This is a genomic window from Shewanella sp. S1-49-MNA-CIBAN-0167 (assembly GCF_040310145.1).
Taxonomy (GTDB): Bacteria; Pseudomonadota; Gammaproteobacteria; order Enterobacterales; family Shewanellaceae; genus Shewanella; species Shewanella psychromarinicola.
In genome coordinates this window covers 116065-129713 of sequence record NZ_JBEOPO010000001.1, presented here as the reverse complement: position 1 = coordinate 129713, position 13649 = coordinate 116065, and the positions used below count along the sequence as shown (strand labels likewise).

Below are 13649 nucleotides of genomic sequence, written 5' to 3'. Positions count from 1 at the left end.
TCCTTAGTGATTACTCACTAAATACTTACGTGTAAGATGTGCTTTTTGCCACCACATAAAAGGGGCAACAACAATAACCATTACAATGGCATAAATCATATTGCTTCCAAGAGCAATACCTAAACCGATACAAAATAAGCAACCCGCAACCACCAAAGGTAAGTAGCGTTTGCTGAGTAACTTAGCAGCAGACAACATGGCCAACAGGTAAATAATCACAAAAACCCCATTGCTCCAAGCGATTAAATCTTCTAGTTCGTGAGCGCCATAAAAGGTGACAACAATGACCACTGCCATCGAGCCTAAAATAGCAAACAAGGCTCTAAAAGGCACGCCATGTGGATTTAACTTATCAAAATAGCGTGGCACTATGCCTTCTTTACTAAAGCTCCACAACAAACGCGCAGCGCTGGCAGCATACACATTCACTGTCGCTAACCCGCTAGCAATACCTAATACTCCGATAATGTAGCCACCATAGCCGCTCAATACGGTGTTTGAGAGTAAGTAATCAAACGCCGATATCATCGCTAAGCCGTCACCCTCTGTTGGCACCATAAGCAATAAAAAAGTACAGGCCAAATAAATAATCCCCACTAATACCGTCCCCATCATCATCGCAGGCAATAAGTCTTTATCGGGTTGGCGGAAATCGCCCGCAAGATGGGTCATGGCTTCAATACCTAAAAAGCTCCAAAAACCAATGCCCATGGCGAGCATAACCCCACTAAACTGCGGGTGGCTGGTATGAGCGAAGGTTTGTAGTTGATCAACATTTAACCCGCTAGCACCAAATAATATCGCTACTACCGTAACTATCAGCAACGTGAGGGCAAATTGTAATTTAGCCGACACCTGAATGCCTTTAATATTGAGCAGCAATAACACAACCACAATCAGCAATTCAGCCACTAACTGGCCAATCCCAGATATCGACACCAGTGCATCTAAAAATTGAAAGGTCATTAAAATGGCTGCTGGCGCGCCAATGGGGATGACTAACAAAAAGATTAACCCAATTGTTCGGCCTGCTGTGGCACCAAAGGCTTTTTCAATGAAGTAAGCCGGGCCAGCGGCGTGAGGGAAACGACTCGCTAACAAACCAAACACTAATGCCACCGGGATAATCGCAACCGTCAATAATAACCATGCCAATAACGAACCTGAGCCGGCTACCTCTATGGTCATTTGCGGTAAAATAAAGACCCCCGTGCCTAACAATGTGGTGGCCATTAAGCCTGCGCCTTGCCAGCGTCCGATTGTTGCTGTTATTTGATTCATTATTTTAATCTTGTGAGATATATGGCGACATTATAAGGGCAAACAGGTAAACATGATGCGGATTAATTCGCGGCTATCAAGTTTTGCTTAGGGCGTTACAAAAAAAACGGGTGTCAGCATACTTTTTAAATTCAACACAGTGGTGACCATGGTACTGAATCAATTAATATTTTAACCGCCACAACGCAAATGGTTACCGGCCAAAATATTACGATTTAAATGAATTGATGAGCCTATATGCATCCCCATTCAATACAGTAACAGTATCAAATTCGGCAGGTTATTCCTCCTAAAGCTGACATTATTACAGGATTTTGAACCACTTTAGTTAACATCCTTTTTAGCCTCGAATGCTCATTATCGACCGCATAGCATCGAGCCGTTCACTCACTCCCTTGGGGCGATGGGGCAATTTATCGACTCTCTGTAAATAATACAGCGGAAGCCATCTTCTGAAGGATTTTGTCGTTATTTTTATTATTGTTATTATTGTTCTTATTATTGTTGTTTTTATTGTTTTGATACCTTATCAAAATCATCTAAGCAACCTTATCGCAACAAAAATAATACAAGCATGAATACCGCAGTTGCTTGCTTATAACCACAAGCTTTATTTCGCAGATTTCCGATAAAAATTTGCGCTAAATCTTAGATATATAGCGAACTTGACGTTACACTAATATTTGTTTATTTATCTTTGATATGAGCCAATATGCAACAACAGACCAGCGCCGATATGAATTTGTTATGGGGTCAATTGATCTTGGAAGAACTTGCACGCTTAGGGGTTAAGCATGTCTGTATGGCGCCAGGTTCTCGCTCAACTCCGCTAACATTGGCTGCTGCTAGTCAAACCAAGCTTACGCGTCACATTCATTTTGACGAACGAGGCTTAGGTTTTATGGCACTTGGACTGGCAAAGGCCAGCAATGCCCCTGTCGCTATCATAACCACCTCAGGTACCGCAGTGGCCAATCTTTATCCAGCGATTGTTGAGGCATGGTTAACCCATGTACCACTGATTATTTTGTCTGGCGACAGACCGCCTGAGCTGATTGATTGCGGCGCCAATCAAGCCATTATTCAGCCGGCTATATTTGCTCAATACGCCAAACAAGTTAACTTACCAACGCCTGATCTTGGTTATCCGGCTAATGCATTATTAAGTACAATTGATCATGCGGTAGCGAACCAGCATCAACCTGTGCATATAAACTGCATGTACCGCGAGCCTCTATACCCAGCAGAATTGGTGACATTAGCCCATGTAAAGAAAACGGCTAGTATTATAACATCAACGTATCTTGCGCCATTAAACCAATGGTTTGAAAACACTAAGCCATTAACTCGTTATGCTCGACTAACGAGTGCAGACTTACCGACAACAGACACCTTAATGCGCTTTGTTCATGGTAAGGGCGTGATAGTGGTTGGCACCTTAGCCCCTGAAGATAATCCACAGCAAATCGTCGCGTTAGCGCAAAAATTAGGCTGGCCGGTTTTAGTCGATGCACAATCACAGTTACGTCAACATCCTGGGGTAATAGGCCACGTTGACCAACTGTTATTAAACCCTAAAGCCAACAAAAAACTTGAACAAGCTGAGCGGATACTCGTCTTTGGTGGCCGTTTTGTTTCCAAACGTTTAACTCAATATATTGCCCAGCAAACTTGGCATAGCTACTGGCATGTGGGTCAATACGGCGATCGTTTAGATCCGACCCATCAATCTAAAGAATTTTACCAGGCAAGCGTTCAAGCGGTATGCCAATTACCTTGGCCGCGATCATCACAAGCCAACTGGGCATTACAATTATTACCGCTAAATGAATCATTGGAATCACTGTTTAAACAACAGATCGACAATAAAACCTTTGGTGAAGCGCAAGTCGTACGCGCCATTGCATTGGCTCAAACGGATCAACATATACTGTTTATCGGTAATAGTTTACCTATCAGGCTCTACGATATGTATGCGCCAATTGCGACCAACACACCAGCCATTTATACCAACCGTGGCGCCTCTGGCATCGATGGGTTAATTGCAACAGCTTGTGGCGTTGCCGCAGACAAAAATGCACCGACCACTCTGGTTATGGGCGACTTATCCTGTTTACATGATTTAAATTCACTGGCACTGTTAACACAAATGACCCATCCATTTGTGCTGGTTATTATCAATAATGATGGCGGTAATATCTTTAATTTATTGCCCGTACCCAATGAGGAACTTCGCAATGACTTTTATCGGTTAAGCCATGGTGTAGAGTTTGGCTATGGTGCGGCTATGTTTGGTTTGGCCTATCGGCAAGCCGATGACATTGAATCGTTTAATCAAGCTTATCAAGAAGCCTTTGAGTTCAATTGTGCCTCAGTCATTGAAATCAATGTCAGCCCTACTCAAGCCAGCGATCAAATCGCTCAAATCAGCCAATGGGTGAAACAACATTAATGGTTATAATCAGTCGTTTTGGCCAACCACACTTACCTGCATTGTTAATGCTACATGGCTTCCTTGGCAGTAAAGACGACTGGTCTATTTTAATGCCCCGTTTAAGCCAATATTTCCATTGTATTTGTATTGATTTACCTGGGCATGGCGGTAACGAAGACACCTTAACCTCACCGGGTTTACACCAAGCTGCAGAGCTGATTGTCAGTAAAATGCACCGCATGGGTTATCAACAGTTTCATTTGTTGGGCTACTCTCTTGGGGGTCGGATAGCGCTGCATATTGCAGCTGATTTTGCCGATTCGCTACTGAGTTTAACACTCGAATCAGCCCATCCTGGGTTACAAGATGCTCAGCAACAAGCCTCCCGAGCTAAAAGCGATCGCCTCTGGGCTAACAAACTCCAGCATTTAGCCCTAGCGGATTTTCTGGCACTTTGGTACCAGCAAGCGGTATTTAGCGACTTGAGCGAACATCAAAAGCAGCAACTTATTTCAATACGCCGTATTAACGATCCGCAACGCTTAGCCAATTGTTACATGACAACCTCACTGAGCTTGCAACAAGACTGTCGAAATGTACTTGAGCGGCTCAACTGCCCATGCCATTTTATATATGGTGTTGATGATAAAAAGTTTGCTCAAGTGGCTATAGATTGGCAGGCGGCACTTGCAGGTTCAGTCAATTTACAATTACACCCATTACATGCTGCAGGACATAATATTCACAGCCTGCATCCTCAATTGTTTATCGATACCCTACTGACGTTATTGTGCTTAGATCCGCTAATGGGTTCAAAGGAGTAACAATGTCATCATCAGACGACTTAACGATAACCAGTTGCACCCTGTATCAATATCAAATTGAACTCAATCCGAGCTTACCCGTGGGTATACAACGAATTGATTTTCGCAAAGGATTAGTACTTGATATCCAACTTAATAATCAACAAACGGCTTGGGCTGAAATAGCGCCATTGTCAGGCTTGGACATTGATAGCCAGATGATAACGGGGTTTAGCCAAGAATCGCTTGATGAAGTGAAATCAAAACTGCAGCAGATATTACCCTCTTTGATAGATCAACCCTTAGTGGTATTAAATGCCATTGCCCAGCAGATATCGCTGCCATCATTGGCATTCTCATTAAGCTTATTGCATGCAAAATCAACCCATTGCCTGCCTATTATTATCGAAAATACACCGATTCAATCAGCAGTGGTGCCGTTACTTTATGATGGTATGTCGACAGCCATTATCACCCAAAAGCTACTGACACAAGCCAGCATAAACAGTGTTAAAATTAAAGTCGCTCAGACTAGCATGGCAAGCGAGATCCAATTTATTTATCAAGTACTGGCCATTGCACCACATGTCACATTACGTTTAGATGCCAATCGTGGTTTTAGCCTTGAACAGGCTATCGATTTTTTAGCGTGTTTACCAAAACACAAAATTGAATACATTGAAGAACCCTGCATTAACCCAAATGATAATCCGCAAATATACCGCCAACTAGGCATTAACTACGCGTTAGATGAATCACTCAACTTGCCTCAATTTGATCTCGATTTAGCCTTACAGCAACCCGGTTTGGGGGCCTTAATCATCAAACCTATGTTATTGGGTTCGCTGGAAAAATTGCAAAGTATGATCAGCCGAGCTCATCTCGAGGGAGTGCGTTGTATATTAAGCTCAAGCTTAGAAGCTGATATGGGCATTAACGACTTACGCTTAGTAAGCCAAGCATTAACCCCTGATGAATCGCCAGGCCTTGATACATTAAGCGCCTTTACTCAGCCAGTACTGTTAGCAACCTCAGGCTTATCGCCACAACTAAACCATCAGGTATTACAGCAACTCACTCATATTGGCCCAACACGTGATCCGAACAAGGTAGGTTAATAATGATGTCACCTTTGCATCAAGCAGCATTAACAACCCCAGATGCCATTGCGATTGAGACCTCGCATGATGGCGTAAACACCAGCACCAATTCTCATGTTAATTCTCGAATAAACTATGCTCGCTTAAGTGGTTTAGTCCGCCATGTAGTGCAACAGCTGCAATCTCAAGGCGTCAAGCATGGCGACATTGTGGCTTGTGTATCACATAATAATATTGAAATGATTTGCCTATATTGGGCTTGCGTTGATGCGGGATGGATATTTTTACCTCTGTCGCCTCGATTTGCCGATGTACAGATTAATCAGCTTATCAAACGCTTTGCTCTTCAATGGCTCTGGACCGATACCCCAAGCAAAAAAACGACCATTAAGATTAACCATTGGCTCGATATTGATTTACCTCAGAATGTACCTCAAGCAGCCAGCAGTGTTACAAAGATACCAGCGCATCAAGCTTCAAACATTATTCTCACCTCAGGCTCAAGTGGTACACCCAAAGCCGCAATGCATTGTTTAATTAACCATGTGAGCAGCGCCAAAGGGGCCGCAACCTCGATCCCTTTAACAACAACCGATGCTTGGCTATTATCGTTACCACTGTTTCATATTGGTGGGTTAGCCATTATTCATCGTTGTACCCTCGCGGGCGCCTGCATTGTATTGCGAAATCCTTCACAGTCACTGGCCGAACAGCTGCGAGGCAGTTCTATTACCCATGTGTCATTAGTGCCCACCCAAGCAATACAGATACTGCAGCAACAACCTGAAGCATTTAGCCATATTTCCGCGTTACTGTTAGGCGGCGGGGTCATAGAGTCTGCACTGATTGAGGAATTACAACACCTGCACATTAACGCTTACACCAGCTATGGTATGACAGAGATGAGCTCGCAAATCACCACAGCTAAAGCGAATTTATCCGGCCATCATGGTCGCCCTTTACCGTCAAGACAGCTTAGCCTAAAAGAGGGAGTGATTTGGGTTAAAGGTGACTGTTTATTTTTAGGCTATTTAACCGAAAATGGCTTAACACTTCCCGTAGATGAGCAAGGGTGGTTTTGTACCCATGATAAGGGCCAATTAGATTCCGAGGGTCAGCTGAGTATTTTAGGTCGAGTAGATAACATGTTTATTTGTGGTGGTGAAAATATTCATCCAGAACAACTTGAGGCGGTGTTATTAAGCCATCCTAATGTTGCCCAAGCCATTGTATTTCCGATAGACGATGCAACGTTTGGCCACTTACCTGCCGCCATTATTGATTATTGTGCAGTAGACAACAGTCATGGCGTTGATGCAGGGCATATTGCAGCCTTTGATGCTAAAAACATTGAAGTTGAAGCGATTGATATAGACGCCATTAATTTACAGCTGAGTCAGTTAGTTGAGTCAACGCTGGCACGCTTCAAGCGGCCTAGACAGTTTTTTATGTGGCCAAAAGAGGTTATCTCTGGTGGTTTAAAAGTGCCAAGAAAAAGTATTATTAGCGCGATTCTAACTCAGATAGCCGCTTCAAAAAAAGCGCAATAAATGGGGTTATTGATTGCTCAGCGACGATTGAACAACCCTTGCATCGGTCACTTTTGAATAGACTAAATTAAATTAGATTAGATTGGATTAGATTAGAGTAGATTGGAGTAGATTTAATTGACACAGATAAAGCTTCGCAAACAAAACGTCACTTTTTAGTCATAAAAAAACCTGCCGTTGCAGGTTTTAATTTATCAAAATCGAATAGGCTAGATCTTACGCTATACACGATTTAAGTTTGTTCATAGCATTCTTTTCTAACTGCCGAATACGTTCCGCAGAGACTTGGTAAGTCGATGCCAGTTCTTGCAAAGTCACTTTATGATCATCTAACCAACGCGCACGTAATATATGCTGACTACGTTCATCTAAGGTTTTGATTGCTGATAATAAACGTGTTTGAGAATCGGCTTCCCAATTGGCATTTTCAACCTGCGATGCCACATCTGAAGAATGATCTTCTAAGAATAATGCTGGGGCAAAATCTTGATGGTCGTCGTCACTGTCACTGGCTAAATCAAAAGCCGGATCTTGTGCTGCCATGCGAGACTCCATCTCAGTCACGTCAGCTTTAGATACACCCAGATTCTCCGCGACCATAGTCACTTCAGCGTCACTAAACCAACCTAAACGCTTTTTAGACTTCCGGATATTAAAGAATAATTTACGCTGTGCTTTTGTGGTCGCGACTTTCACGATACGCCAGTTTTTCAGTACGTATTCATGAATTTCAGCTTTAATCCAATGTACCGCAAAGGAGACCAAGCGAACACCAACATCAGGATCGAAGCGTTTAACCGCTTTCATCAAGCCAATATTACCTTCTTGAATAAGGTCTGCCTGTGGTAAACCGTATCCAGAGTAGCCTTTCGCAACATGCACAACAAAACGAAGATGCGACATAATTAATTGTTTTGCAGCGTGTAGATCGCCGTTTTCTTGTAAACGCTTGGCGATGCCATACTCTGTATCCGCGTCCAACATGTTAATGCTGGTCACAGACTGGATGTACGCCTCTAGACTGCTAGTGCTGTGTGGAACAGTCAGCGCCATTGATTGCGTTTGATCAGTCATTCGCTCTCCTACTACATTCAAAAATATATTTCAGCTATCTTAATACGATAAGTGAAGCTTCTTGGTTCACAACACAAGAATGCTCACCCTATTTAGCTGATGAACTATCAACTATACGACATCATATGTCAAATAAGGTTCTACTGGATGAACATTTTTACCGCTAGGTAATCACAATGCAAGTGAACAAACGTTCATTATTGGGATTAAGCATTATTATACGCCGGCTATTATGACGGTTCAATGCTACGTAAGTGCTGACGCACAGATAAATACGAACCCAACCAGCCTAAAAATGATGCCAGTAACACCAGTTTAATTAATTCTAAAAATGTTAACGACTCAATGGTTAATTCACTGCCATATAAACCCAATAATTCGGCTAAGGCACTATCGATATACCACACTAACAGGTTGATAATTAGCCAAGCCAAAATGCCACCTATAACGCCATACCAAATCCCGGTATACAAAAAAGGACGTTGAATAAAGGCTTCCGTCGCGCCCACTAACTTCATCACTTCAATTTCAGCTCGACGGTTCATAATCGCAAGACGAATAGTGTTGCCAATCACTAATACCACCGCGAGGATCAGCAAGGCGGCAATCGCCAGCACGGTTTTCTCAAGTAATTTAAGCAATGCTTGCAAACGCTCTAACCATTCAATATCTAAACGACCAAAGCTGACTTCTGGTTCGCGCTCTAATTTTACCAGTAGCTCACGCGCCCCTGCCGGACTCGAGTATTTAACCGAAGGGGTTACGGTAACCACTGCAGGTAAAGGGTTCTCATCTAAGTATGCAAGTGCCTCACCAAAACCTGATAAACGCTGAAACTCTTCTAATGCTTGCTCACGACTAATATACGTCACGGATTCAACTTCTCGGAAGACTTTAATACGCGACAATAAACTTTGAATAGATTGCTCACTGCGGCCTTTATTAATGAATAACGAAATTTCAGCAGCACTGTTCCAAGACTGGGTGATGTTTTCAGCATTTTTAACCAGCACCTGTAATGCGGCCGGTAAACTTAAACTCACGCCCAATACTGCCATGGTCATAATTGATGACACTGGATTACGCCAAAGTTCACCCATACTCGAGGTGCCTTGCTGCACATGACGAATAAAAAACATCACAATACGGCCACTTAAGGGTAATTTACTTTGAGTAATATTCGGTTTTTTACTCATCGTATGTACTCCCCTTCAGAGGCAGAGCTTTCTCCACCGAGCATGCGTCCTTGACGCAGAGTAAAAGTACGATACTTCATTCGCGCAATAAGGCCTAAGTCGTGGGTGGCAATGAGGACACTGGTCCCCGAGTCATTAAAGGCCTCAAATAAACGTAAAATATCCATCGATAATTTAGGGTCTAAGTTACCTGTCGGTTCATCAGCCAATAATAATGGTGGTTTGTTAACAATGGCGCGGGCAATACCCACACGTTGCTGTTCACCACCAGAAAGCATTATCGGCAAATGACGTTCTTTGCCATATAAACCCACCATGTCGAGTGCGCCAGCCACCCGTTTACGAATTTCGCCATGGGTGAAGCCTTCAATCACTAACGGTAAGGCAACATTGTCAAATACGGTTTTATCCATCAGCAAATGATGGTTCTGGAAGATCACCCCAATATTACGGCGTAAATATGGCACATGTTTAGGTCCCACATTGGCAATGTTATGCCCATTAATGGACACCTTACCTGCCGTGGCACGTTCAATTACGGTAATGAGTTTGAGCAAGGTACTTTTACCGGCACCTGAATGGCCGGTTAAAAAGGCCATTTCACCTTGTCGAAGATGAAAATTGACATCCATGAGGGCCTTTTGACCACCAGCATAGATTTTACTGACCTTCTCAAATTGGATCATAAATTATTGGTCCGTTTTATCCTGGCTAAATAATGCTTCAATAAAGTCATTGGCGTTAAAGGTACGCAAATCATCAATTTGCTCACCGACACCGATATGACGGATCGGAATAGTAAACTTATCGGCGATCGCAAAAATGACCCCGCCTTTAGCAGTACCATCTAATTTACTGATGGTAATACCCGTCACGCCAACGGCTTCTTTAAACAACTGTGCTTGGCTAATGGCATTCTGACCCGTGCTGGCATCTAAGGTTAACATGACTTCATGGGGGGAATCTGGGTCGAGTTTTTTCATGACACGCACGACCTTCTTCAACTCTTCCATTAAGTGACTTTTGTTTTGTAAACGCCCCGCGGTATCGGCGATTAATACGTCGACTTTACGCGCTTTAGCGGCTTGTAAGGCATCAAATATGACTGAAGCACTATCAGCGCCGGTATGCTGTGCCACTACCGGAATATTATTGCGCTGCCCCCACACTTGTAACTGTTCAACAGCCGCCGCGCGAAAGGTATCGCCCGCAGCTAACATGACAGATTTACCTTGGCTTTGATACTGTTTAGCCAGCTTACCAATAGTGGTTGTTTTACCAACACCGTTCACTCCGATCATTAAAATAACAAACGGACCGTTGGGATTTTCTGGGACCAAAGGCACTGCAACCGGATCGAGTATTTTTTGCATTTCTTCCCGCATTAAATCATAAAGCGCTTCCGCATCTTTAAGTTGTTTGCGCGAGGCATGCTCGGTCAGGCTTTTAATTAATTTAGTGGTGGTTTCTACGCCCACATCGGCAATTAATAATTGTTCTTCGAGTTCTTCAAATAAGTCATCATTAATTTTTTTACCGCGAAATAAGCCAACAAAGCCCGATCCAACATTCTCGCTAGTGCGCATTAAACCGCGTTTTAAACGCGCAAACATGCCTTCTTTCTTAGGCTTAGCTTGAGGTTCCTCTTGCTCTTCTAATGCGATTGACGCTGTGGGGATATGTTGTTCGGCTAACTGCAGTTGCTCTGCTGCTAATTGTTCTGTCGCAAGACGATCCGCTTCAATGCGAGCAAGTTCTGTCGCTTGAGCTTGTTGCTCTGTTGCCAGCTTTTCGGCTGTTAATTGTTCTGCCGCAAAACGTTCCGCTTCAATACGAGCAAGTTCTGCCGCTTGAGCTTGTTGCTCTGCTGCCAGCTTTTCGGCGGCTAATTGTTCTGCCGCAAGACGTTCCGCTTCAATGCGAGCAAGCTCTGCCGCTTGAACTTGTTGCTCTGCTGCCAGCTTTTCGGCTGTTAATTGTTCTGCCGCAAGACGTTCCGCTTCAATGCGAGCAAGTTCTACCACTTGAGCTTGTTGCTCTGCTGCCAGCTGTTGTGCGACTAATACTTCAGCGGCTAACGTTTCCGCTGCAATATGCTCGACATCGACACGGGCTTGTTCTGCACGTTCATTTTCAAGACGCTCGGCTTCTAAGCGCGCAACGTCATCCGCTTGCTTTTGCGGCTCAGCTTGTTGGGTTTGATCTTTAGCCTCTGTTGCAACGTCATGCTCCGCATCAACGTGTTGTTCTTCAACTTCAGGGGCGGGCTTATCTTTACGAAACCAGGAAAAAAAACCTTTCTTTGCCATGTTTGCTACCAGTTTTATATGCTTAAAAATTCAGTTGAAACCGTTTGTTGCATCTCTCACCAGTAAAATGATCAATACTCACATTTAATCACAAGTTTGATATAAAATAACGACGGTTCAGATTGTGGCATAGTCTACCACTTTCTTTTTTCTTTGTTCAGGCAAAATCACGAGGATGAGATGGCTAAAAAAAATACCAGCAGCGGTCAGGTGCGGATTATTTCAGGTCAATGGCGATCTCGTAAGTTACCGATCCATGATCTTGAAGGTTTACGCCCAACAACTGATCGCGTACGCGAGACCTTATTTAATTGGCTTGCAACCGATATTCGTGGTGCCAGAGTGCTCGATTGTTTTGCTGGCAGTGGTGCATTATGCCTTGAAGCATTATCGCGTTACGCCAGCTTTGCCAAAATGATTGAACTGCAAAAAAATGCGGCCAACCAACTTAAGCAAAACCTCGCTACGCTGCAGTGTCATAACGCTGAAGTGATTAATGCTGACAGCTTACAAGTCCTTGCACAAGGCTCGACTGAAGGATTTGATGTGGTTTTTATCGATCCCCCTTTTCGCAAAGCATTAGCCATTAAGACCATTGAGCTATTGGCGGCACATCATTGGTTAAATAATCATGCGTTAATTTATGTTGAAACAGAATCAGAGTTAACAACCTGTAATGTCCCAGCTAATTGGATCCCCTTAAAAGAAAAATTTGCTGGACAAGTATGCTACCGCTTGTATCAATATCAACAAGCTGGATCACTTAATGCAGAGGCCAATGAAAGTGTCCAAGATTAATCAAGGTTTCATAATAAAACAAAACCGCTTGATCACAGATATCGTCTTAATCGGTAAAACCACCACATTATCGATGTGGATCTTATTTACCTATAGCTGTGTCATCCCTTTTGACCCGGGCGCGACGGCACTGCTGCTGGCCGTGGCAAGCATCACTGCACTAATGCACATCTTGCTACTTTTGCTTGTGTTAGCGCGTAAACCCTTAAGGTTTCGCCACCAATATAGGGCCATCCTATGCTGGGGTGTTTTCGGCTTACTCTCCCCTACAGAGCCGGCCACAACAGGCAATCTTTAACAGATCATCTCTACCAGACAATTCGTAAAAGGCAATCCCTAAAAGGTAATCCCTAAAAGACAGTGATAAAAAAACCCACTTCGATGAGTGGGTTTTTTGGCCTAAAAACTAAAACTAGCTTTTAGGGTAAGGATGCGCGACGCCTTTATGACAATCGACACAGGTCTTTCTAGATTCAGGTGCTTTTTTAAAGTTCATACTGTGCATTCTTACGGCCATTTTCTTCATCGTATCGGGTTGATCTTCATAAATACGAGTGTGGCAATGCTGACAGTTAGCAGAATCATTACTGCGGAAGTATTCTAAGGCAAGATCCGCTTGTTCTTTACGGTTCTCATCTAACCATTCTTGAGTCATAAAACCATCGATGGTCATTAAACCAATCACATCTGCAGACACAACGATTTTCTTCAACAAATAATCAAACGGTCCATGAGGTAAGTGACAATCTTGACATTGCACGGTAACACCCGCACTACCGCCACCATGAGCTGACGCCATAACTTCATCTCTTAACGAATGGTCTCGGTGACATGTCATACAAAAAGCATCACTACTTGTCGCATGCAAAGTCTGTTGTGTTGCAAAATAGCCGACTACCCCAACAACTACACCCACCACAATAAGGGCAATAATTGAGTACTTCGCGCTTGGTTTAAATAGTGCACGCCAGTTCATTGTTCAATCTCCGTAATAGCAAAAAATGGAATTCTAATATTTATTTGTCTAGTTTAGGATTTTTAGAAATTAGAAAATTGATTTTAGTCGCTATTTTGATGATTGCTTATCGAAAATATATCGAAAAT

12 protein-coding genes are annotated in these 13649 nt (G+C 43.2%); 6 read left to right on the top strand and 6 right to left on the bottom strand.

From position 1 onward, the window contains the following. Positions 1 to 3 precede the first annotated feature (3 nt). The gene (gene yjeH / locus AAEZ00_RS00590) at positions 4 to 1281 is read right to left on the bottom strand and encodes an L-methionine/branched-chain amino acid transporter (protein WP_335686724.1); all 1278 of its coding nucleotides are present in this window, start codon (positions 1279 to 1281) and stop codon (positions 4 to 6) included. A gap of 712 nt (positions 1282 to 1993) precedes the next feature. Here yjeH and menD point away from each other — a divergent pair. The 4 genes from menD to menE are packed head-to-tail and all read left to right on the top strand — an operon-like array spanning position 1994 to position 7168. Further along, the gene (gene menD / locus AAEZ00_RS00585) at positions 1994 to 3733 is read left to right on the top strand and encodes a 2-succinyl-5-enolpyruvyl-6-hydroxy-3-cyclohexene-1-carboxylic-acid synthase (RefSeq protein WP_351088016.1); all 1740 of its coding nucleotides are present in this window, start codon (positions 1994 to 1996) and stop codon (positions 3731 to 3733) included. Then, a complete protein-coding gene (gene menH / locus AAEZ00_RS00580; RefSeq protein WP_351088014.1) occupies positions 3733 to 4539 on the top strand; it encodes a 2-succinyl-6-hydroxy-2,4-cyclohexadiene-1-carboxylate synthase in 807 nt (268 codons plus the stop codon). Before menD ends, menH begins: the two co-directional genes overlap by 1 nt. A gap of 2 nt (positions 4540 to 4541) precedes the next feature. Further along, a complete protein-coding gene (gene menC, locus AAEZ00_RS00575; protein WP_124012707.1) occupies positions 4542 to 5636 on the top strand; it encodes an o-succinylbenzoate synthase in 1095 nt (364 codons plus the stop codon). Positions 5637 to 5638: 2 nt separating this feature from the next. Continuing rightward, positions 5639 to 7168, top strand: a complete 1530-nt coding sequence (menE, locus tag AAEZ00_RS00570; RefSeq protein WP_124012708.1) for an o-succinylbenzoate--CoA ligase — start codon at positions 5639 to 5641, stop codon at positions 7166 to 7168. Between the two features lie 216 nt (positions 7169 to 7384). Here menE and rpoH read toward each other — a convergent pair whose 3' ends face one another. From rpoH to ftsY, 4 genes are all read right to left on the bottom strand, one after another. Next, positions 7385 to 8242, bottom strand: coding sequence for an RNA polymerase sigma factor RpoH (gene rpoH, locus AAEZ00_RS00565; protein WP_101033144.1), 858 nt, complete (start codon positions 8240 to 8242; stop codon positions 7385 to 7387). A 230-nt stretch (positions 8243 to 8472) separates the two neighbouring features. Then, on the bottom strand, positions 8473 to 9438 hold the full coding sequence (gene ftsX, locus AAEZ00_RS00560) for a permease-like cell division protein FtsX (protein ID WP_124012709.1): 966 nt from the start codon (positions 9436 to 9438) through the stop codon (positions 8473 to 8475). Beyond that, entirely contained in the window at positions 9435 to 10124 is a 690-nt protein-coding gene (gene ftsE / locus AAEZ00_RS00555) for a cell division ATP-binding protein FtsE (protein WP_124012710.1), read from the bottom strand. Before ftsE ends, ftsX begins: the two co-directional genes overlap by 4 nt. A gap of 3 nt (positions 10125 to 10127) precedes the next feature. Then, the gene (gene ftsY / locus AAEZ00_RS00550; protein WP_124012711.1) at positions 10128 to 11747 is read right to left on the bottom strand and encodes a signal recognition particle-docking protein FtsY; all 1620 of its coding nucleotides are present in this window, start codon (positions 11745 to 11747) and stop codon (positions 10128 to 10130) included. 180 nt (positions 11748 to 11927) lie between these two features. On the opposite strand from ftsY, the gene rsmD reads away from it, so the two are divergent. Then, entirely contained in the window at positions 11928 to 12545 is a 618-nt protein-coding gene (rsmD, locus tag AAEZ00_RS00545) for a 16S rRNA (guanine(966)-N(2))-methyltransferase RsmD (protein ID WP_351088012.1), read from the top strand. Then, on the top strand, positions 12514 to 12843 hold the full coding sequence (locus tag AAEZ00_RS00540) for a DUF1145 domain-containing protein (RefSeq protein WP_351088010.1): 330 nt from the start codon (positions 12514 to 12516) through the stop codon (positions 12841 to 12843). The genes rsmD and AAEZ00_RS00540 overlap by 32 nt, the downstream gene beginning before the upstream one ends. A gap of 114 nt (positions 12844 to 12957) precedes the next feature. Here AAEZ00_RS00540 and AAEZ00_RS00535 read toward each other — a convergent pair whose 3' ends face one another. Beyond that, a complete protein-coding gene (locus tag AAEZ00_RS00535) occupies positions 12958 to 13521 on the bottom strand; it encodes a NapC/NirT family cytochrome c (protein ID WP_351088008.1) in 564 nt (187 codons plus the stop codon). Between the last annotated feature and the right edge of the window lie 128 nt (positions 13522 to 13649).